General features: G+C 40.5%; 23 protein-coding genes. 9 read left to right on the top strand and 14 right to left on the bottom strand.

Features of this window, described 5'->3' with window-relative positions:
• The first annotated feature begins 164 nt into the window (after positions 1 to 164).
• The 3 genes from JWR61_RS17045 to JWR61_RS17035 are packed head-to-tail and all read left to right on the top strand — an operon-like array spanning position 165 to position 1,907.
• Positions 165 to 1,406, top strand: coding sequence for a DUF2252 domain-containing protein (locus JWR61_RS17045; protein ID WP_301928954.1), 1,242 nt, complete (start codon positions 165 to 167; stop codon positions 1,404 to 1,406).
• Positions 1,407 to 1,420: 14 nt separating this feature from the next.
• On the top strand, positions 1,421 to 1,612 hold the full coding sequence (locus tag JWR61_RS17040; protein WP_301928953.1) for a CinA family protein: 192 nt from the start codon (positions 1,421 to 1,423) through the stop codon (positions 1,610 to 1,612).
• Between the two features lie 37 nt (positions 1,613 to 1,649).
• Positions 1,650 to 1,907 (top strand): CinA family protein, encoded by a 258-nt coding sequence (locus tag JWR61_RS17035; protein ID WP_301928952.1) that lies wholly within the window; start codon positions 1,650 to 1,652, stop codon positions 1,905 to 1,907.
• Between the two features lie 12 nt (positions 1,908 to 1,919).
• On the opposite strand, the gene JWR61_RS17030 is transcribed toward JWR61_RS17035, so the two are convergent.
• The 3 genes from JWR61_RS17030 to JWR61_RS17020 form a co-directional block, all read right to left on the bottom strand.
• Positions 1,920 to 2,183 (bottom strand): SemiSWEET family sugar transporter, encoded by a 264-nt coding sequence (locus JWR61_RS17030; protein ID WP_301928951.1) that lies wholly within the window; start codon positions 2,181 to 2,183, stop codon positions 1,920 to 1,922.
• A 27-nt stretch (positions 2,184 to 2,210) separates the two neighbouring features.
• Positions 2,211 to 3,380: a zinc-dependent alcohol dehydrogenase gene (locus JWR61_RS17025; protein ID WP_301928950.1), complete on the bottom strand. Its 1,170-nt coding sequence runs from the start codon at positions 3,378 to 3,380 to the stop codon at positions 2,211 to 2,213.
• 285 nt (positions 3,381 to 3,665) lie between these two features.
• A complete protein-coding gene (locus JWR61_RS17020; RefSeq protein ID WP_301928949.1) occupies positions 3,666 to 4,157 on the bottom strand; it encodes a DUF421 domain-containing protein in 492 nt (163 codons plus the stop codon).
• 360 nt (positions 4,158 to 4,517) lie between these two features.
• Here JWR61_RS17020 and JWR61_RS17015 point away from each other — a divergent pair, with 360 nt between their 5' ends.
• On the top strand, positions 4,518 to 4,844 hold the full coding sequence (locus JWR61_RS17015) for an SDR family NAD(P)-dependent oxidoreductase (protein WP_301928948.1): 327 nt from the start codon (positions 4,518 to 4,520) through the stop codon (positions 4,842 to 4,844).
• 108 nt (positions 4,845 to 4,952) lie between these two features.
• Positions 4,953 to 5,318: an SDR family oxidoreductase gene (locus JWR61_RS17010; protein ID WP_301928947.1), complete on the top strand. Its 366-nt coding sequence runs from the start codon at positions 4,953 to 4,955 to the stop codon at positions 5,316 to 5,318.
• A gap of 89 nt (positions 5,319 to 5,407) precedes the next feature.
• Here JWR61_RS17010 and JWR61_RS17005 read toward each other — a convergent pair whose 3' ends face one another.
• Positions 5,408 to 6,523, bottom strand: a complete 1,116-nt coding sequence (locus tag JWR61_RS17005) for a cellulase family glycosylhydrolase (RefSeq protein WP_301928946.1) — start codon at positions 6,521 to 6,523, stop codon at positions 5,408 to 5,410.
• Positions 6,524 to 6,762: 239 nt separating this feature from the next.
• Here JWR61_RS17005 and JWR61_RS17000 point away from each other — a divergent pair, with 239 nt between their 5' ends.
• The gene (locus tag JWR61_RS17000; protein ID WP_301928945.1) at positions 6,763 to 7,947 is read left to right on the top strand and encodes a glycosyltransferase family 1 protein; all 1,185 of its coding nucleotides are present in this window, start codon (positions 6,763 to 6,765) and stop codon (positions 7,945 to 7,947) included.
• A 201-nt stretch (positions 7,948 to 8,148) separates the two neighbouring features.
• Here JWR61_RS17000 and JWR61_RS16995 read toward each other — a convergent pair whose 3' ends face one another.
• The 3 genes from JWR61_RS16995 to JWR61_RS16985 form a co-directional block, all read right to left on the bottom strand.
• Positions 8,149 to 9,444: a glucoamylase family protein gene (locus JWR61_RS16995; protein ID WP_301928944.1), complete on the bottom strand. Its 1,296-nt coding sequence runs from the start codon at positions 9,442 to 9,444 to the stop codon at positions 8,149 to 8,151.
• Between the two features lie 451 nt (positions 9,445 to 9,895).
• A complete protein-coding gene (locus tag JWR61_RS16990; protein WP_301928943.1) occupies positions 9,896 to 10,060 on the bottom strand; it encodes a hypothetical protein in 165 nt (54 codons plus the stop codon).
• A 119-nt stretch (positions 10,061 to 10,179) separates the two neighbouring features.
• Positions 10,180 to 10,401 carry a hypothetical protein gene (locus tag JWR61_RS16985; protein WP_301928942.1) on the bottom strand — a complete coding sequence of 74 codons (222 nt, stop codon included), beginning with the start codon at positions 10,399 to 10,401 and terminating at the stop codon, positions 10,180 to 10,182.
• 234 nt (positions 10,402 to 10,635) lie between these two features.
• On the opposite strand from JWR61_RS16985, the gene JWR61_RS16980 reads away from it, so the two are divergent.
• Positions 10,636 to 11,358, top strand: coding sequence for a porin family protein (locus JWR61_RS16980; protein ID WP_301928941.1), 723 nt, complete (start codon positions 10,636 to 10,638; stop codon positions 11,356 to 11,358).
• Positions 11,359 to 11,466: 108 nt separating this feature from the next.
• Positions 11,467 to 12,144, top strand: a complete 678-nt coding sequence (locus tag JWR61_RS16975) for a DUF4386 domain-containing protein (RefSeq protein ID WP_301928940.1) — start codon at positions 11,467 to 11,469, stop codon at positions 12,142 to 12,144.
• Positions 12,145 to 12,215: 71 nt separating this feature from the next.
• Here JWR61_RS16975 and JWR61_RS16970 read toward each other — a convergent pair whose 3' ends face one another.
• From JWR61_RS16970 to JWR61_RS16945, 6 genes are all read right to left on the bottom strand, one after another.
• Complete coding sequence (locus JWR61_RS16970) at positions 12,216 to 13,226, bottom strand: alpha/beta hydrolase (RefSeq protein ID WP_301928939.1); 1,011 nt, start codon at positions 13,224 to 13,226, stop codon at positions 12,216 to 12,218.
• An 853-nt stretch (positions 13,227 to 14,079) separates the two neighbouring features.
• Positions 14,080 to 15,372 carry an alpha/beta hydrolase-fold protein gene (locus tag JWR61_RS16965; protein WP_301928938.1) on the bottom strand — a complete coding sequence of 431 codons (1,293 nt, stop codon included), beginning with the start codon at positions 15,370 to 15,372 and terminating at the stop codon, positions 14,080 to 14,082.
• A gap of 60 nt (positions 15,373 to 15,432) precedes the next feature.
• Positions 15,433 to 15,615: a hypothetical protein gene (locus JWR61_RS16960; protein WP_301928937.1), complete on the bottom strand. Its 183-nt coding sequence runs from the start codon at positions 15,613 to 15,615 to the stop codon at positions 15,433 to 15,435.
• A gap of 225 nt (positions 15,616 to 15,840) precedes the next feature.
• On the bottom strand, positions 15,841 to 16,437 hold the full coding sequence (locus tag JWR61_RS16955) for a short chain dehydrogenase (RefSeq protein WP_367881811.1): 597 nt from the start codon (positions 16,435 to 16,437) through the stop codon (positions 15,841 to 15,843).
• An 84-nt stretch (positions 16,438 to 16,521) separates the two neighbouring features.
• Entirely contained in the window at positions 16,522 to 17,385 is an 864-nt protein-coding gene (locus JWR61_RS16950; protein ID WP_301928936.1) for a helix-turn-helix transcriptional regulator, read from the bottom strand.
• A gap of 1,544 nt (positions 17,386 to 18,929) precedes the next feature.
• Positions 18,930 to 19,484: a hypothetical protein gene (locus tag JWR61_RS16945; RefSeq protein ID WP_301928935.1), complete on the bottom strand. Its 555-nt coding sequence runs from the start codon at positions 19,482 to 19,484 to the stop codon at positions 18,930 to 18,932.
• A 245-nt stretch (positions 19,485 to 19,729) separates the two neighbouring features.
• On the opposite strand from JWR61_RS16945, the gene JWR61_RS16940 reads away from it, so the two are divergent.
• A complete protein-coding gene (locus JWR61_RS16940) occupies positions 19,730 to 20,842 on the top strand; it encodes an SGNH/GDSL hydrolase family protein (RefSeq protein ID WP_301928934.1) in 1,113 nt (370 codons plus the stop codon).
• Between the two features lie 49 nt (positions 20,843 to 20,891).
• Here JWR61_RS16940 and JWR61_RS16935 read toward each other — a convergent pair.
• On the bottom strand, positions 20,892 to 21,796 hold a 905-nt coding region (locus tag JWR61_RS16935), incomplete at its 5' end, for a hypothetical protein (RefSeq protein ID WP_301928933.1).

Here is a 21,796-nt window from a genome sequence, read left to right as displayed (position 1 = left end):
GCAGTCAGTCCTATAATTTCGGGTGCATAATACCCCAGTAAAATATGAATCGTGTACTTTAAGGGAAAAGTGGGGAATGACAACAGATTTTATGAATTAAAAGAATGGCAGGCATTATGTATTAGGTGTTACAGCACATTCAGTCACGTGAAATATATATAGTATTGCCAAACATTTTCGACACCATTGATAAATATCATACTGGCCTTTCACCGGCAAAAGTGGCCCGTAAATACGAGTTTTTAACGGAAACGCCGTTTCGGTTTTTCAGGGGTACCAGTCATTTGTTTTACGACGATCTGAGCAAAGCCTGCCTGCCTGCCTCACCGCACTGCTGGATATGTGGTGACCTGCATGTGGAAAATTTTGGAAGTTATAAGGGTGATAACCGGCTGGTATATTTTGATGTGAATGACTTTGACGAGAGCATACTGGCGCCTGTAGCATGGGAAATCGTAAGAGTTGTAACCAGCATTCTTGTTGCGTTCGACGGCTTAACCATTTCAGATAAAGATGCCATAAAATACGTTAATCTATTTTTAAATAAGTATGCCTCCACCTTGTTTGAAGGAAAGCCGAAATACATCGAAACAAACACGGCACAGGGGATCGTTAAAAAGTTTTTGCAGGCAGTCCAAAAACGTTCAGAAGAAGAATTGTTTGAAAAGAGAACCACTGTGAAAAGGGGAAAATTAAAATTAGATGCTACCCATGATAAGCATTTAAAAATTGATAAAGAACTAAAGCGCCACTTAATTATTGCGTTGCGGGAATGGATGAGTTCAAATCAGCAGCCGCCCAACAATTATAAAGTGCTCGATGCAAATTTCCGTTTAGCCGGTACAGGCAGCTTAGGAATAAAACGCTATGTTTTTTTAATTGAAAAAATTGTTGAACCCGGTAAGCACTTGCTCATTGATATGAAGCAAGCAAAACCATCCAGCCTGGCGCCATTTGTAAAAGTTCCACAACCGCTATGGGCATCAGAAGCAGAAAGGATGAGCTCTATTCAAAAGGTTATGCAAAACGTGCCACCTGCCCGGTTAGGTACGTTGATATTTAGAGAGGAGAGTTACCTGATGCAGGAAATGCAGCCCACCAAAGACAGAATTAATTTTAAAATTATACAGGATAATTTTAAGCATGTGAGCAATGTGTTGGAAGACATGGCTATGCTCGCTGCATCTGCACATTTAAGAACTGTTGGCAGAAAATCATCCTGTACGGCAGAAGAATTAATTGCTTTCGGCCAGGATACCGGGTGGCACAAAGATATTTTGGATTATTCCGTTAATTATAAAAACAAAGTACTTAGCGACTACAAGTCCTTTAAAAAGCAAATCAAATTCCGGCACGATTTCAAACTTATAAATAAAACCGGTACAGGTAAAAAGCGCTCAAATTAATTTAAACGTTTCGAATGTTTGATGAAGTTGTTTTGCAGAAGGTGGGCGGTATGTTACTTTGTAAACGGCACACGTTAGCGGTGGCAGAAAGCTTTACAGCGGGGTTGCTGCAGGTGGCCTTTACTTCTGCAGAAAACGCCAGCCTGTATTTCAGGGCGGCATTACCACTTGTAATGCAAAACAAAATATACGCATCTGCATGTTGATATACTGCACGCCCTCAGTTGTAACTGTGCGTCGGAAATGGTTGCATCTCAACTGGCCCTGGGTGCGGCTAAAACATTTTCCAGTGATTGGGGTATTGGTGTTACAGGATATGCTTCACCGTTGCCAGGGCATGACATGAATCCACTACATGCCCTTTTTGCCATCAGTTATAAAAACAATATAGTGAAGGCGGATAAAATTACCGCGGTAGGTGAAGAATCGTTAAATGTTCAGTTGATTTATGTAAACAGCATTCTTAAAGGGTTGCTGATAACTTTACATACCATTCACTAAAGCCACTGGCATCTAGTTTTGCTTCTTGTATTTTATCGTAAAAATGCATAGCAAAACATTAACAATAAATGAAAATGAATTGGAGATGATAATAATAAAATCCTTTTTCAATATTCCGTAATATATCCACAGGCCAAGCCCGGCAAATAATATAAGCAGCATCCCCAATGAAACACTCTCCGCTTTTTTCTCTTTCAGCACTTTGGTGAGTTGCGGAAGAAGAGATGCCGCAGTACATACACTTGCGGCAACTCCTGTAATCGTTTCAGTATACATAAGTTTTTACATTTCCAGGCACCGTTGTTAGCTCCAGGGATCGAGTACAACCTTTACGCAATTATCCTCCTTCTTTTTAAAGATGGAATAAGCGTGGCTGATTTCTGATAGGGGCAACCGGTGAGTAATTACATCATCCAGTTTTACTTTGCCTGCTACAACATAGCCTAATAATTCATCAATGTATTTTTGAGCAGGAGCCTGGCCCCCTTTAAGGATAATGCCTTTATCAAAAAACTGCCCGATCGGGAAATTATCATACGGACCTGGGTATATGCCGAGGACCGACACTGTGCCAGCGCGCCTCACCGCACTCATACAAGCTTCCAATACTTTCACCGAACCCTTTTCGATATTCACCACAGCCTTGGCACGATCCAATAGGCTTCGGTCAGGTTCAAAGCCTACCGCGTCAACACATAGATCTGCGCCACGACCGTTTGTCATTGCCCTTACTTGTTCTACCACTTCTTTTGCTCCATCCTCCCATAAAATAGTTTCACAGTTGGCTGCCTGCTTAGCTTTGTCCAGGCGGTATTGCAACGTATCAATTATAACAACCCTGCCTGCACCTTTCAGCCACGCACTTTTGGCAGCCATTATACCGACGGGCCCGGAACCAAATATTGCCACTGTTTCACCACCTTTTAGTTCGCCCCAGTCAATGCCGGTATAACCCGTTGGGAAAATATCAGTAAGAAACAATACCTGCTCATCTGTTAAGTTATCCGGAACTATTCTTGGACCATAGTTGGCGTAGGGTACCCTAACATACTGTGCCTGCCCACCGTCATAGCCTCCATACAAATCAGTATAACCGAATAATGCGCCGCCTTTTTCAGTCATAACGCCACCCTCTGGCCCGTAATTTTTCGGATTGCTATGTTCGCAATTGCCCGGAGAATCATGATCACAGAAAAAACAGTGACCACATGCAATTGGAAACGGCACCACCACACGATCACCTTTTTTTAACTTGGTTACTGCGTTACCTGTTTCTTCTACAATACCCATAAATTCATGTCCAAGTACCATGGGCCTGGGCTGAGGGATGCCGCCGGAATAAATGTGAAGGTCGGAACCGCAAATAGCCGTAGCAGTTACTTTTAAAATTATGTCATCCTGATTTTGGATTATCGGGTCATCCACATTGTCGCAGGTTACTTTTCCAGGGGCGTGTATTACAGCTGCTTTCATACAATTAATTTTAGTAGTGATTGATTTTTTTGTCTGTTATGAGTTTATAATTTACTTCCAATGATGCATTGTAAAGGCAACCGCGGTGACTAAATGCATCTGATTTTGTTTCCACAAGGGCTTTAAAATTTGATTTCAAAAACGACGCCATAAAACTTTAAGGCCAAAGATGCTTATGTTGGGACTATAATGGACTGTTTGGAAAACACAGTAGAATTAAATGCACGAATGGTGCAACTGGAAAAGATATCCTGCCCACAATAAATCTTGATTTCAAAATATCTTTCAGTCTGCTTTCTTCACCACACTGATCTCGCCGTTTCGCTCGATAAAAATTTTATCTACGTTTTTTGTGTCTTGTTCATTTAGTTTTTCGCGAATGCCCTGTTGCAAATCTTCCTCGCTCACAAGCACTTGTTTCATATTGGAATCAACAAGTTGATCGGCTTTGTATAAAATTTTTTTTTCACCTTTTACAAGTTTGCCAAGCGTGTGGTTGTACATGCAGACCCAGGCAAGCAAACGATGGAGAAGGATAATGGTAAATGTAGATGCCATCACCGGTATAAAGGGTGAAGCCCCGGTAATCACCCTGCTTAGTATGCCTCCCAGTATGATCATTACTACCTGGTCAATAGCAGAAGCTTTCCCGAACGTACGTGCGCTGCCAATTCTCATTACAATCAATGCCGCAATAAAAACAATGGCCGCCCTGGCGCACATTTGCAATGTGGTAAGCTGCTCTTCCTTACCAAAAAGATGGTTAAAAAATTCCATGGTGGTAATTTAATTTGTCAACAATGATGTGTGATTAAAATTATTGTTACCAACTATGTGCCTGTTCGCCTCCTCCTGCCTGGAAAATGATTAGTAGCGAAATAACACCTGCCCTCCCTGGAGCAAAATGTATTTGCTAAACGTGTTTGCGGAGAAGGAGTAAAGCTTGAACAGCGTTTGCAAACTCTATCGGCTAAAACTATATAATAATGAATCAGAAAAATTCACTTGACAGGAGAAGAGTATTAAAGGCCTTAGCGCCGGCTTTGCGACCATCACAATATTGCCAGTAATAGGGCAACCAAAATCCAACGCTGTAAGCCGCCGCAGGGGCTGGACGATCCTACAACAAAATATCCTATGCCACCTTTTAAAAGCCAGTGGCAGCCCTGGCCGGGCCCGGCAGGTGACAAGAAGCCCCGTCCGGATCACGGGAAAAGAGTTATAAAGGCTCTGGCCGGCTTACTGGAAGAAAAGCTGATTACCGCAGGCGACGCTGGTATGGGGAGAGCTGCGGCTGTTGCCTATGCCCGGGAAGGTGCAGATGCAGATGCAGCCATTGATCATTTTCCCTCTGAAGACCCGGATGCACGGAAGGTGGTGGCACTTATTAAAGCTGAAGGCCGAAAGGCCATTGCCATTCCCGGCGATTTACGGATGAACAGTTCTGTAAAAAAACTGGTATAAGAAGTGATAAACGGTTTGGGTGGCCCGGTTATAATTGTTAATAATGCGGCCCGGCAACAAACCCATGCTTCCATTATCGACATTTCAACAAAGTAGTTTGACTGGACCATGAAGACAAATATTTATGCATCGATCTGGATAATAAAAGCAGCGCTCCGGCATCTGCAACCGGGCGCCTGCATCATCGCAACTACGTCAGAGCAAGCATACGATCCATCCGCTGAATTGTATGATTATGCACAGACACAAGCGGCCACAGCCAACTATGTAAAGTCATTGGCAAAGCAACTGGCCTCCAAAGGAACCCGTGTAAACGGTGTTGCTGCGGGCCCTATATGGACGCCGCTACAGGTAAGTGGCGGATCAACCCAGAAAAACTGGTGCAGTTTGGAGAACAAACACCTTTTAACGACCTGGGCAGCAAGCCGAGTTGGCGTCTATTCACGTACAGCTTGCAGACCCGGGCGCAAGTAATGCTACCGGTCAAATTTATGGCTCGTCAGGCGAGGCGGGCCAGCCATAAAAAGCAGTGAGTTTGGTGTGTGATAAAACATCGCCTCTGTTTAACAGGCGATGTTTTTTATATTTTTCCTGTTAAATTTTACCAGGTAGGCTACCTCTTTTTTATCGTATGGTTCACCATTGGTTCTTAACACGTCGTGAAACCATACGGAGGGCTCTGCGGTGTACGGTTGCTGCCATGAATCCCATGGACAAAAAGTTTGCGATTTGCCGGCAACGAAGCCCCAGTTATAGGCACCTACGTTGTGCTTTTTTAATACAGGAAGTATCTGCTGAAAAGTACTCTTAAATGGCCTCGCCATATATTCCGTACACATCATCGGCCGATTGTATCTTTTTAAACTCTTAATTCTTTTTTCCATCCCCTTCTTATCTTCATAGCAATGAAAGGAGATAACATCGGAGTGTGTAAACATATAGTTATCAAGGGCGGTTAGCTTAGCCGGATCGCTCCAGTCATACTGCCACGGGGCCATTGTAATAGGTTGAACAGGGTTGATGGCCCTTACCCACAGAATACATTTTTTTAACAGGCTCATAGACAATTCCGCTTTGTGAACGGCATAGTTATCATCTTTATAGCTGGCCGTATTCATGTTGTCCGGCTCGTTAAATAAATCCCAGATCAGAATACGTTCATCATTTTTAAAATGGCCAACAATACCCGCCACATAGTCGTGCAGCCGGTCATATTGCGTAACGTCATTCAAAACATCATACCCCGGGCACTGTACCCAGCCCGAATTGTGTACATAGTGTTTTGGATCAGGTTGTATACCAAGCTTTGGAAACGGATTCCATACCGCATCAAAAAATACGAACATGGTTTTAATGTTATACCCGGATGCTATAGACAGAAAGGCGTCGATTTTTTGTAAGAAACCAGCGCTGTCCTGCTCCCACAAAAGATGATGCAAAAACACACGAATGGTGTTAAATCCTAGTTCTGACGCCCAGCTCAATTCCCTGTCTATCACAGTGGCATCGAAACTTTCGTTCTGCCACATTTCCAGCTGGTTGATGGCATACTGGGGGATGTAATTGCAGCCCACGGGCCATGGATTATTATTGTACCAGGCGTTTATTTTCTCTTCTGGCCAGCGGGCCACTGCGGCGGCATCCGCAGCGAATTCAATTGGAGCGTTTTGGGTGTTCATAAGTATTTGTATTATAGTAGTTGTTAGACGGTAAATAAACGAGGAAGATTAAATAGTATTTTATGGCATTTGTAAATGGGGATAAAAGGGATTGCATTTCTCAAAACGGGTAAAAATTGGGCAGAAGGGTCGTTAAAAAACTTGTTTACCCATCGTAATAATTGCTGGCATATTTTTTTAAACTAATTAATTAACCAGCCTCAGACTAAGAGCAATTATTTTAATTAAAATCCGAAAAAATGGAAACAAATCAACTTTTAGACATCAAGAAAAATACCTGCACAGATCTCGTTTGTTTTTCACATTTAAGGTGGGACTTTGTTTACCAGCGCCCCCAACATCTTATGAGCAGATTCGCAAAAAAATTCAGAACTTTTTTTGTCGAAGAGCCGCTCTTTCATGACGCTGAGGACATGCTCCAGACAAAAGTGACAGAAGAAAATGTATGGATTGTTAAGCCTTATCTTAACTCGGCCATAACCGATAAACAATCCGTTGTTACAAGACAAAAACAACTTCTTACTATTTTATTTGAAGAAAATAAAATTGAGAGATTTATTGCCTGGTATTATACGCCGATGGCTTTAAAAATCAGCAGTCATTTAAAACCGAGCGTAATAGTATATGATTGCATGGATGAACTGTCTGCCTTTAAATTTGCCCCTGCAGAATTAAAAATTATGGAAGCCGAACTTTTTAGTAAAGCACAGGTGGTGTTTACCGGCGGGCATAGTTTATTTGCCGCGAAAAAACATGCGCACCGTAATATTTATCCCTTTCCCAGCAGTATAGATAAGCTACATTTTTCTAAAGGACGCAAGGAACTGAATGAGCCACATGATCAGCAATATATACCCCGTTTACGGTTTGGCTTTTATGGCGTAATTGACGAGCGATTCGATATACAAATGATAAAAGAAGTAGCAGAAAGAAGGCCTGATTGGCAGTTGGTATTGATTGGCCCGGTGGTAAAAATAAATCCGGAAGATTTGCCGAAGCTGCCTAACATCCATTACCTCGGAAGCAAGTGTTACAACGAGTTACCTGTTTATCTGTCCGGTTGGGATTTTGCAATGATACCGTTTGAAAAAAATGAATCCACTAAATATATAAGTCCAACCAAAACGCCGGAGTACCTGGCGGCGGGAAAGCCGGTTATCTCAACCTCCATCACAGATGTAGTGACGCCATATGGTAAAAATAAACTGGTGTATATCGCGGACAATGCAGATGAATTTATTGCATCGGCAGAGAAAGAGTTGGCAAAAAATAAACAGCAGACAAAAGGATGGCTTTCGCGTGTTGATGCTTTTTTAAAAGATTTTAGCTGGGATTACACGGTTGCTCAAATGATGGATAAAATCAGCGATTGCATGGTGGAAGATACCACCAGCCAAGTAAGAAAATTAAAATCTGTAGCGTAAATTTTTTCAAAAAATCACAGATGAGCAGACCTGTATTACCCTAAATTTGGGGTGGGGACTGAGTGCACGATAAACAGGATGGAGAACAACTACCTGGATCAGTTGGAGTTTGCCGGATATTACAATAACCCTTCGTTTAAGGGTGCTGTCGTAGCAAATTTTGTTCTGCAGGCTTTCCCGCCAATGATGATATTTGCATAGTTACATTTTTTTAGTTGTTTTTAAATTGAGCCAGCCTCCGCTAAAACCTGCACACTGCAAGCCTTTGATTATGTACGGGCATTTTTTCATGATATTCCATATCAGTCCGGATGTATAATTTTCAATCATTAAAATAACCGGCCCCTGGTTTAAACCAAACTGCCATCTCGAAATCCAGGCATGGGACAAAGCATTTTTTTCCGGAAAGGTTGGATTGTAACTGGCATCAAAACCAAATGGATGATGTTTTTCAAAATCAAGCCTTTTGGTTGCATGCGCTATTGTGCTGAGCACTACATCCGGTAAAAAAGGAAGAGAACATACGACTGCCCATGGTGATATTGTACCGTCATCCGGCCCGAACGGTGCTCCTCTTGCTTTGTAGCTATAAAATTGTCTTTTGACGCCATTCACTGTTCTTATGCAGGGCCCCGGTCCGTCGCTTGCAGTAAATCCCCACCCATTTTTACCATAGCGGGCATAACCCTTCGGATTGTCTATTGCATACTGTTGCTGGATCAGGGTGGCACGTCGGCTGTTTTCAAAATAATCTATTCCTACCTTATTGTTGAAATCGTCGTAGATGCCGTTGAAGTGAAGCCATATTTGGGACATCTGGTGAATGAACAACGGTCCTGCGTAAATGCAGTCTATATCATATAATTTTTTCCATTCAAAAGTTGCTATCCATTTTTTATATGCTGAGGCGCTAATTGGAAAGGTGGGTGAGCCAAGTGCCAGTATGTAAATAATGTGTGCTTCAGAATATTTATTGTTCCACCGGTAACGAAGAAATCCTGATTCTGGTTTCCATCCGTGTGAAACAGAATCCTTACCGTTTAAAGCCCATTGCCAGTCAACCCGTGCATACAGTTTATCTGCAATGGTACGTATTTCAATTTCGGATTGTTGCCGGCTGTTGTAATAACAACGGGCGGTAAGAATGCCGGCCATTAATATGGCTGTATCTATTGTAGACAGTTCACAGTTCCATACCCGCTTACCGGTTTCCATATCAAGAAAGTGATAATAGAAACCCTTGTATCCTGTGGCATCAGCATCGGTACCCTGGTGGCTGTTATAAAAAAATTGTAAAACAGTCAGCGTTCTCTTTGCCGCTTCAGTCCTTGTTATAAAGCCGCGTTCTATACCTGCTATATAGCAACTCAGTCCCAGGCCTGTTGCTGCGATACTGCTTGGCGCACCCGGCTGCGTTTTGTCTGCAATCAGCCCGGTGTTGTTATTAACTTCTTTTATAAAATAGGCAAAGGTGTCCTTTTGCAACTTGTACAGCATTGCTTTATGCAATATTTTGGGTTCAGTATAATTAGTTTTGCCGGGTGTCATCATTACTGTTACATACAATAGCTATACCACGCTTGTTTCCTTATGTGCAAACTGTAAGGCATTGCCGCACTTACGCTCCTGCAGTCGCTTGCTTTTGTGACAAAGCTGTTTTGCTGTGCCGACAGCTTTATCAACCAATATATTTAACGTAAGCCCCTGAACTATGATAGAAAATATCACAATAAAATAGCAACAGGAAAGAATTACTTCCTTGTATGGAGAAGTGGGGAGGGAGAGGGCCAATGGCTATTGAAATTCCTCCACGCAGGCCGCCCATGTGAGAATGGAAAGATTCACCAGGTTAACCTTACGCACCTCAAAAAAAGCGATTAATGAAACATTGATCATCTTTGCAAAGGGTATGATAAAAATAGATATCAAATCGATGATCCAATAGTTTTTAAGAAAAGGTAAAATTATGAGCGTATGGAGTTTGCCTGTTACAAGGTTTTCCATTGTCAATGACTAATACTTTTTTCATTGCCCCGCCCAGCGCCATCGCCGCCGCAAGCCCTGAATAGCTACCGACAATTATTATTACATCAAATGTTTTTTCAGGTATCATTTTATCATATTTAAAATCGTGGAAGGAAATGGTAATGCAATTAGTCCTGTCGCTTTTGCACCGGGTATTATAAAATTACGTCTGGTAACACCATCCGTTGTATGCCTCGTTTTATTGGTTCAATTCATTTTTTTTGCTGACAGCTTTTTGATAACAGTATCAATAAATGGTACAGCTGCAAAAACTATCCAGGGAACCAGTGAAATAGTTAGCAAAAATGTTCGCAGGTACAATGGCATCGCTGCTAATTGTTCTGCAAACAGGTAAAGAAACAATGTGATGGAAGGATAGATGGCAATCCAGATTTTTAAAGATGCAATCAATTTCATTTTCGTTTTCATTCTAATTATTTTCTGTGAATTAATTTCTTTCAGGAACAAAAGTAATTGCTGCGTTTGCCTGAATGGTAGGACAAACATGCAGTTGTGTGGTACTTATTTGAAACGATATTATTTACTTCTCCCGGTCTTATCAGTCCATAGAACCCAACTCTGCTTAAGTTTTAGGAAACTTAATACAAATCCAATTCAACTTAGTAATCGTCCTATCGCCTGCCTTTTTCAGAAAATAATTTTGTGCAATCAATAACAATCAAAAAAATTAATTATGAAAAAGTCAACTACAGTATTTGTGATAGCAATGGTAATGCTGTTCGCAAAATCGTTTTCTCAATCAGCAGAAATCGTGACCGAAAGGAACGGGGATGCAAAAAGACTGCAAAAACTTATTTCGATTTGATGATAAATGTGGTAAGCACTCACCTCAACTATGGCTCAGCCAACAGTGAACTGGCAGATTACAAAAAGACAACGAATGGCATTCAGGCCGGCGCATCTTTCCTGGCTGGAATTACCCCTGCTTTTTCTTTAGTTTCTGAGTTCTATTATATTAGAAGGGGTGGCAAGTTAAAGGCAAACAATCCCTTGTCAGGTAATGAAACAACCCTTCGATTAAATACCCTGGAATTGCCTGTGTTGGCACGGTTGCACATCGGCAGTCTTTATGTTAATGCCGGACCATCTATTGCCTATAACCTGAGCGGTAAAAATAAAATTGGCGAATTATCAAACAAACTATCCTTTTCAAATTCAAGTGAAGGTTTTAAACGCTTTGATGCAAGCGTTCAGATAGGCGGTGGTGTTGAATTCCCATTCAAACAAAAAAGAATTGCGGTGGACATCAGATATAATTATGGGTTAACCAATATTGCTTATGGTAGGGAAATATACAACAGGGGAGTGATGGTGAGTGTGTTTTTTTCTAAAGCCTGGAAAACAAATCCGCTCGGGAAAAAATAAAATCAACAGCTGTATTTCATGGAATGATTTAAAAACTTCTTATCAATTCTAATACATAAAAAAATGAACACGAACCAACATAAACCAATTGGCACAAACACATTGATCATGCAAACTTCAATGAGTCCATTGCGCAAGACATCATTGACTGCAGGTATTATCTACCTGCTCACTTTTGTCTCTATTCCGACCCTCACACTATATGGCCCAATACACCAACCAAATTATATTTTAAGCAATAGTAACGATACCCCTGTCATCATCGGCGGTATCCTTGAAATAATTGTTGGGCTTACGTCCGTTGCAACTGCAGTGGTATTATACCCGGTGCTAAAAAAGCAGCATGAAGGATTTGCATTAGGCCTGGTTGCATCAAGAATTTTAGAAGCCAGTACCATATTTGTTGGGGTTGCATTTCTTTTAGCAGCAATGACTTTGCATAAGAATGGTGGCGGGGCGGATTCATTGAGTACAAGCCATGCGCTTGTTGCGCTGTATGACCGCATCTTCCTTTTGGGCCAGGGCTATATACCAGCTATCAATGATTTGTTGTTAGGAATACTGTTATTTAAATCCCGGCTGGTACCACGAACACTTTCGATTATTGGAATAGCTGGAGAAGCTCCACTGATAGCTGGTTATCTAGCAGTAATGTTTGGCGTTATTGATAGTGTGTCTCCGTTGGCTGCACTTTCTGCATTGCCTGTGGCGGTGTTTGAATTTTCACTGGGCATTTACCTCGTTATTAAAGGTTTCCGGCCTTCAGCCGTCTCCAATCAATTATAAAAAATATCTACTCAAACGGAAGTCAATAAACTTATAAAAATGAAACTTGATCTACATCTCCGATGCAATAGTTATTTTGAAAATGACTCCTTCATCGCATTTTTTACTAAGGCTTCATATTCTTTTATTTCTTTTGCATCTGGCGGTAACCCTAATAACATATGTATTTGCCCTGCAAAGCATTTGCCCCAAACCTTTACCCCAAACTTTCTCAGTTTAGCAGCATAGAACAGGCCATCATCCCTCAGCGGATCAAATTCTGCAGTGATAATTACAGCAGGTGGTAATCCCTCGAAATCATCTGTAACAATGGGTGAGACTTCCGGGTTTTTGTATTGACCGGGGGCATATAATTCAACTGCAAAATAGCTGGCGGCTTTTGTTTGCCAGTATCCTTTTGCATTTTCCTGGTAAGAGGCAGATGTTTCCATATTAGTCGGGCTGCAATCTCCTGGAAGTCCATTCAATATTTGAAGTTTTATCCTACTAACAATACCTTCTTTTTTTGCTTTCTGTGTTACTACAGCCGCTAAGTTTGCGCCTGCACTTATCCCTAGCAATGCAATACGGCTGGTATCGCCACCAAATTTACTGCCGTGCTCAGAAATCCATTTAAATGCATTGTAGCTGTCGTTTACAGAAGCTGGAAATTTGTTTTCAGGAGCAACCCGGTAATCAACAGCAAAAACAATTGCACCATAAGTTTTTGAGTCCTGCCATAGTGAGTGTTCCAGGCCAGGTACTAAGGGTGAAATAAAACCACCCCCGTGATAGTTAATTATTATGGGTAGGTTCTGACCATGAGTAGCATTAAAAATTAGTACAGGAATACTATCGGCAGTTATTTTGATTCGTTGTACATCTTCTTTGGGATAAGGTATCAGTGGTAGTGAAGGGTACTTAATCAGCGCTATCGGTAAATTGCGAAGTTGCTCAATCGTCATGTCCTGGTATCCAATCATTTTTAAGAACGACGCTACCCTTGGGTCTAATTGCCTTGTGCCACATGTTTGAGAAAGAAGCTGCTGGCAATTAAATGCAAGGCACATGTGTAACACAATAACGAACAATAACTTTTTCATTTGAAATTATATTGAAGAATTAAAAAATAGAATCCCACTGAACCTGACTGGCTACAAATCATGTTGTTCGGAATACAAAGACGTTGATAATAATAGCTTTCATTTTATAAAGTATTTAGTTTTTTATATTTTTTTGTGAAAATGAGCATCAGGCATAACAGTGAAATAAGCAGTGTTATTGGTGTGAATACATTTTTTTCAAATGGATTTTCAGAGGTAAAATTTCCCATTGTATTCAGGATAAAAAGTAAGAACATTACCCATAAGGCCACCTTAATTATGATGGGTCGTAACCTGGATTTTATTATTTCTCCGCTTATCGCTACTATAAGTATCATCAATGAATTGGTGATTACTGAAACCGTTTCAAACAATAACATTTGGGAGGAACTTTTCAACTTTCCGCCCCATATAAAATCAAATGGAATAACCTTTAACAATATTAAAAGGTGAAATATTTCCAGGATTGATAGCAGTCCCAGCAATGTAACTGATGCAATAAAATTAGTTCTGCTGCTTTGATTTTTTTCGGATGTCATTTGATAGGTATTATTTTAAAGACTGATAATTTCATGGTGACCAGGTTATTTAATTTTAATATTGAATATTCTTTCTACCTGCATTGATGGACCTAACAAGGATTAACCATAGCGCCGGCCTTTGTATTGAACAAATATCCCAACCTAGATACATCCGTCTAAACAAATAACAAAGCCACAACCATACTGATATGCCAAGGCTATGAAAAGTCAGGAGGTAAAATACCTAAAGCCATCATCGCAATTTCTTCCAACCTTAATACATTTTTCACGGTTTTGTTTTATGATGGATGAATAATGCACCACAGAAAAGTCTACTTCTTTTCTTTTAATAATTTGTCAAGCTTTTCTTTCGTTTCAGGAATTGCTTTTAGCGATAATGTCTTTTTAAAATTCTCTATGGCTTTTATTGTATCGCCCTTTGCCAGGTAGAAGTCCCCCAATCCATCATAGCAATTAGCCGTTGTGGGATAGTTTGAAACATTTAATTTAAACAATGCTTCTGCCTTGTTGAATTGCTTTTGTCTCAACATGTAATATGCAAGACCATTAACCTGGCTTTCATCTGGTTTAACTAGATATCCAATTTGCTTAGAGACATTATTATAATGTGTGGCGAACAATGAATCCAACTTAAAATTGGGATTTTCTAATTCACTGTTATAAATTTTCAATTTGTAATAATCAAAAATAAAACGGACGGCATCATACTCTCCTATCAACCTAACCGAACTATGATCATCATTTTCATAAAATGCATGTTTGAACCGCAACTGATTTGTTTTGTTCTTAGAAATATCTTTTATGAATTCAAGGTTGCTCCGGATCAATTCAGTACCCTCGGTTGTATCTTGCTGCACCTGCGTTGTATCCATCCCTCTTTCCATCCTGTTAGCCATAGCCATAAACAATGTTTTGCCCTTATAATTTGTGTTTGCTAAAATTGTCTTCGCATCTTTTACAATCTGCTGATCGTTCCACCACAAGGCAGCATCCAGTGAAATGTAGGCATTGAATAAATTAGGTTGACGTACCAACGTATTCACAACTGTGAGGCCACCAACGGAGTGACCAATAAAGATCTTGTAGGAGGCCGTTGGGTAATTAGAATCTATGTATGGCATTAATTCCTTTTCAACATACAGCATGAAATTTTCACCATTGCCATTAACACCGGGCGTTTCCGTATCTGTTCCAAATGTCAGATCCTTCATGCGGGCAGGGTGCAGGATCCCGACAACGATCATGGGCGGACAAAGGCCTGCGTTGCTCATGAATTCGGTCATACTAACCACATCATTAAAATTTGCATCTCCGTCTAATAAATAAATTACCGGGTAACGCCCTTTACCGGTATTTTCCGTTCCTCCATTGCTGGTTGGAATATGAATCCAGGCTTTACGCTGCTCACCTAATATTGTTGATCGTAAACTCTTTTCAAATCCGGTTATAAATTGATGTTTTTCCTGTGCAATAGCACAAAAGGAAAAAAGTAACAGTGCGAAAAAATAAAAAAATGTTTTCATAGCGTTTTTGAAGAGTGATTTCGCATGTTGCCTGGCGGCTTGCGTCGGCACAGCAGTATTAATGATTGATCTTTTTATCATGTGCCTTGTTTTATTACTGAGTTGATAGTTCCCTTTTACTTATGAGGGCAATGCAAGGTATCAGGCTAAATGCCTTCTGCTTATCCTGCTTTTATTTCTGCGCTGAATATTCCATAGATCAATTACAGTAAAGCCTTTGCCAGGACCCAAATCGGTGGCTACAGTTTCCTTTGCTGTTGAAGCTAATTCAATTAACTGATCTTTGCTCATTTTGGCAATGTTGAAGTTTGTTTGTTTTTTCATGATGCGTTTATTTTTATGTTTTTAATGAGTCACAAAATTATTTAATGCCCGGTGCCGCCGATAGGACAATGGGGCAGTTGAATTGGATTTAGCTGAAGTTTTAAAAAGTTATTTAAATGCTGTCATCCGGAGTCAACAAAGCTTTTGAACGAAAGCTGCAATCATAGCACCGCAGGTTAATATGCTTGATAACCTGCGGTTGCAATGATTCTTATTCCTGTCAGATCAATAGGGTTTTATCACCTGGCCGGTATTTGCACCAAAAATGGATTTGCGGAAACCATATTCCAATTGTTGCATGGTTACAGGAATGTCGCCAGGAAAGTATGGGAAATATTGTGGGGAATTTTCAATAACAGTTGGACTCACGGCATTAATGCGGATACCGTTTTCCAATTCTATAGCTGCACCTCTTACAAATCCTTCAACAGCCGCATTGGCTGCCGATGCGTTAGCAAAATTCTTCTGTGGATCATGTGATAGTGCTCCGGTGATGAGGGTAAACGAACCTTTTGGATTGATGTAATGCTGACCAATTAATACAAGATTTATTTGTCCCATCATTTTCCCTTCCACGCCTTGCCGAAATTCTCTGTCTGTAAGTTTTTTCCATGGACCAACAAAGGTTGGGCCTGCAGTTGAAATCAATGCATCAAATGCCCCCACTTGCTTGTACATATTTTCGATGGATGCTGTAGAAGTAATATCTACCTGCACATTACATCCTGTGGAAGATGCTTTGATTACTTCGTGTTCTTTTGAGAATGCAGTTACTAAATGTCTGCCCATGGTGCCTGATGCACCAACGATGATAATTTTCATTTTTGTAAAATTTAAAAGTTTTTTTACGCAAAAATAAAATCACCGGTAGGCGCACAACAGGATGATGATTAAGTTATACAGGACTTATTTAAAATTTTGCCTGAAAGCTTCCGGCGACTGCCGGGTATGCTTTTTAAAGAAGCGGATAAAGTAAGAAGGGTCCTCGAAACCGAGCTGATCAGCAATATCTTTTACCTGGTTAGGCGTAGCCAGTAAATATCTTTTTGCCTCCAGGATAATGTGGTCATTGATCATATCAGAGGCTGTTTTGCCAATGGATGATTTTGTGATTTCATTTAGTTGGTATGGTGAAAGGTTCATCAAATCGGTGTATTGAGAAACTTGTTTATGAGTGGCAATATGCTTATCGAGTAATTCTAAAAATTCCTCGAATCGTTCCTGCGTATAGGAGTTGGCTACAGTTGATATACTTTTCGGGTTTTGACTTTGTCGCACAAACTCGATGAAGAAAATATCAAGGCTTGATTTTATCACATCCTGGTATCCTTCTTCTTTGTCAACATATTCATCCATCATAGATGACAGAATAGTTTGTAGTTTATTGAACCGGCCGATTTCAAGTTCGCAATAATTTTTATTGCTAGCCTTTCTCAGTCGTTGATTGGATTTCTTGTCTTTGGGGTGATAAAATTCAGTGTTAAATTCAACAAGGTAACCGGTACTGCCTGCCTTCAATTCTAATTTATGCACCTGGCCCGGTCGTATAAAAAAAATAGTGTTATCCCGTACATTGTAAGCTGTAAAATCTATTTCATGATTACCTGCTCCTTTTTTTAAGGCTAGAATAAAAAAGAAATCATGCCTGTGCAGATCATGAACCAAATCAGTTTCTCCCAAAATATCTTCTACCCGACGAATTTTAAAACGCTCGGAAGAAGAAAGTTCCTGCAGAGGGGAACTGAGTTGCCTGATGGGTATCTTTTTCATATTATAGTGTTTCGAGCATTCTTATAAGCTTAGATGTTTGTTTGGTTCAAATTCAGGTAACGAAGTTTTGGTAGTTAGCCTGTAGCGTAAATATAGCTATAAGCATTAAGGTAGGCAATTTGCGGGGTGTGGCTGAATAAAAAAAAGGGCTATAAAAGCCCCTCATCTGCCTGCGCAGTACAGCTGTCATATTTCTTTTCGCATTTGGCAAATCAGCCAGGTGAACTAAGCTTAGAAACTATTGGTCATTGAGGCTGGCCCCTAGGTGGCCACTACAATTCAGATTTTATAAGATTGCTTTAGATACCACAACTCATTGCAAAAATTACCGCAAACTTCCAGTAGTACAAGGGTGATATCTGTTTAATTCTTGGTACATAAGCAGCCGAACAGATCCGGAGAATTTTATTAGTGGACGTGAATAATTTATCCTCAAACCAGATTTACTCAACAGCAATTTCTAAAACTCATTCATCCTGATCAGCCGCAAATTTCTTGACAGGTTTGGCAAAAGCAAGGTCTGCGTTTCGCCAAAATACAGGGGCAAAACTTGCCACGGTTTTGTAAAAACAATTTCCACCCGGTTTGGCCTCCTTCGGAGATATGTCTTTGGGGCAGTATTCTTTTTACAAAAACCTTGCTTTTGCCAAACGCTGTTTCAACGCCGGGTTGCTCCGATCAGGAATGGAACGAAGACTATACATGGTATTAAAGTCAATCATAAATTGAGGCTATCAGGAAGCAGTGCGACTGCACAACGTTTGCCCTTGCCTGCAGTTTAGCTCCAAACTGGTTTTCAGCAGTTTATCCCCAATGTTCAATGCCTTTTTTAACTGAAATATATTTTAGCGCAGCAAGTTTTCTTTAGCTGTTTGTTTTTATAGATCCCAATATTAATTAACGGCAGAATAGCCATGAACTATTTTGCATAATAAATGCTGGTATTTACAAGGTTCCGGTCAGCACAGGCATAAAAAAAGATTGATGCAAAATTAAGTTTAAACCCTACCGTTGAATTTTTTAAGCAGTAATACTAAAACACTAATGATGTAATCCAACAAATTTTGACTTAACTAAAAAGGAAAAAAATTATCTTTGCAAGTAAGTGTAAAATTGAATAATGTTGAGTAAGATTTTGGAATAAGAAACTAGGCGATATACTAAAAAATAGACTGAAGAAATTAAATTATTGATAATCAAAGCTGATTTGGTTCCAGGAAAATTTGCTCGGGACCTCTGACAAAAGGATCGCGTATTGCGGTCCTTTTTTGGTTTTATAAGATTGTATCCGCAAATCAGGAGGCTGCTTTACATAATTTATTTTCCGGCGGTAATTTATTTTGAAAAGTTTGGTCACCAATCTCTTTTTTGCCGTGTCTTTTAGAAAAAAAATTGTTAATCCTGCTGCATAATAATAAACTAACCCAGGTTGTACGGCTAACTTTACTCCCAGGTACTACTTATAAATGATTATTATTTGGTTTTGAAGGAGGGCTTATTTATACAGGTCAGCACATAGTCTTATGATCAATGATCCCGCTTTTTTACAGACTGTATTTTTTCGCCAGATTCCAAACGGTACCGTTCTTTAAATCGTACCTGATCAGACCATGCTCTTTACTCCAGTAAATTTTTTCAACAAATGTTTCGCCTGCTGACGAGGTAGTATAGTCTGCAGCATCCTTATCGGGCTCCAATAGTATCACATCCCTGTAATCTGTACCGTACACTTCCATTTTAGTCATTGGTAGAGAATCCAGCCAGGTTGTTCTTTTCGGAACAAAGGGCCAGAGCCTTGCTGTTTTTGTAAACAGATGGATGTTAAACTCCGCTTTGTTGCGTTCCGTGGTGGTTAAGGTTAGCAGCCAGGACTGCGTTTTAACCGACGTTGCCGGGTTTTTGTTTATCATTTCACAGTTGACTTTTATAACGGGATTGTTGTTCTGCTGGTGTTCTTCAACGTCGCTGATGAAGATGGAATCACGTTGGTTTTTTGTAGATTCAAAAACCAGTACCTGGAATTTGGTGTACGGATTCCATTGCCTTACTTTTTGATCAAACTGGTATTCGCAGGCATTTAAAGCCGGTATTGTTATCAACAATAGGAGTATGTATTTTATAGACCGTTGGTTCATAATTGATGCCCGGATAAATGGTGTTTGGATAAAAGATGAAATGTAAATGTTGATTATCTCCGGGAACAGTAAAACTATGCATTTAATTTAATTCACCACAGCCGGCATCGTTCAAATCAATAACAGCAAATGCCTGTATTGAATAAAAATATTTTTACTTGATGGTAATAATTCTAAATTGCCATATCCTTTATTTACCTTCTTATTTTATGATACAAATGAAAAGCACTATTTATATTCTCCTTTGTTGCCTGTGCAGCAACATAACTGTTATAGCAGGCGGAAGTGGTTCAATAAAACAAGCTCCTGCAGACCCATTGAAGTTCTACGACGGGCAGGAGTTTACCATTATCGGCAAATACCACAGCGAAAAAAACTATTTGCGTTTTCCGCAGCAGTACCAAAATAAATTGCGCAAAGAAGTATGGGGGCTGGGTCAGAATTCGGCAGGCATCTCCATCCGGTTTCGCAGCAACGCTACTGATATTTCGATACGATGGACATTGAAAGATGATAATCTTTTTTCGCACATGGCGGCGACCGGTATAAAAGGGGTTGATTTATATGCGATGGTAAACGGTGCCTGGCAGTTTATACAAACCGGCCGCCCAAAAGAAAAAACAAGTGAGTATGTGATGATTAAAAATGGTGATCCCGTTTACCGTGAATACCTGCTGAACCTGCCGTTGTATGATGGTGTTGATTCTGTATCCATTGGTATAAACGCAGATGCGGCCATTACAAAACCTGTTGATCAGTTTTTAATTGAAAAGAAACCAGTGGTGTATTACGGCAGCAGCATAGCACAGGGCGGATGCGCCAGCAGGCCAGGTATGGCTTTCACCAATATCCTGGAAAGAAAGCTGGACAGGAGTGTTATCAACTTTGGATTTAGCGGCGAAGGCAAATTTGATTCGTCTGTTGCAGAAGCCATGGGAGAGATAGATGCAGCTTTATACGTGGTGGATTGCAACCCCAATACAGACGAACTTTTGGTTTACCAGCGTGCCGTAAACCTGGTGAAATTGCTGAAGCAGTTAAGACCTTTAGTACCGGTGCTGCTGGTAGAAAATTTTCCGTTTGAAAACAGCTACTTTGTTCCCACTGCGCAGCGGACGGAATTAAAAAAGATGAAGGATTTGCAAAGGGCTTATGCAACACTTATACAAGCGGGCGTTAAAAATTTATACTACCAGAAATCAGCCGGTATGATTGGAACGGATCACGAAGGCGCTGTGGATGGTGTGCATCCAACTGATTTGGGAATGTTACGGATTGCTGATTTTTTGTTGCCGGTGATTAGCAGGATACTTAAGAAATAGTGTTGCTGATGCCAGATATCCAGGAATTATTATTCTTTGCTGATGCTACTTACTGCTGGCTCTGTAGCCACTTTTTTATCATGCCTTCAAATAATTCCTGCGATTGTATCATCCAGCTTAAATCTTCCCGCTGACTTGCCAAATGAAAATACCTGTCGGGAATATAATTAGAAGGGTAGGCCACAAACCTTGTTTCGCTGTATGTATTTTGCAGACCAGCCCATGCATTGTGAAAATGAGTCAGCGCCTGCTGCACGTGTACTATGCCAGCTTTTTGTTTTGCCTTATCCGGGTTGTCAGCCTGTTCCAGTGCAAGCAATAGATCGGGCGTTGAGAATTGAAAATTATACAACGATTGGGAGAGCTTCCAGTAGTATCTGTTCCTCCTCGAATTATGAATGACATCATTTATTTTAGCAGCAAGCAACGGATAATTATTACTTGCCTCAATGGCTCTGTCGAGCTTGTCGTTATATTTTTTGCTCCACGTGCCGGGTGATTTTAGGTCCGGTAATTCGATCAGTTTGGTGGTATAATCAAACTGCGTATTCTCCCGGCCTTCCAACGGCTTCAGCCAATGTTCTACCTGTTTAAAGCTTTGCAATGCATTGTTGTCATCAAAAAAATTCCCCGTCTTATAAAATCCATCGTACCATAATTCAGACCCCTGTCTTAAATCAGCCGCGAATTTTTTATACTCCGGCAAAGCAATACCAAACTCTCTCTGCAGCCAGGCTACATCATATTCATCCAGTGTACGGCCTTTGGGCGACCAGCTATATTCTGCCGCCGCAATAAACCCACGCCAGTAATTTTCCATGTGCGGACTCTTATCATCCCATGCCGTACACAACATGCCTGAAATATTTTTTCCAGCAGCCAGTTCTATAAAACTTTTAATAACACTGATGCCAGTAGAAGCCATGCCCTTATCCCGTTCATCCTGCTGAAACA

The organism is Ferruginibacter sp. (assembly GCF_028288465.1).
Classification (GTDB): Bacteria; Bacteroidota; Bacteroidia; order Chitinophagales; family Chitinophagaceae; genus Ferruginibacter.
This window is presented reverse-complemented; position numbering and strand designations above follow the sequence as displayed.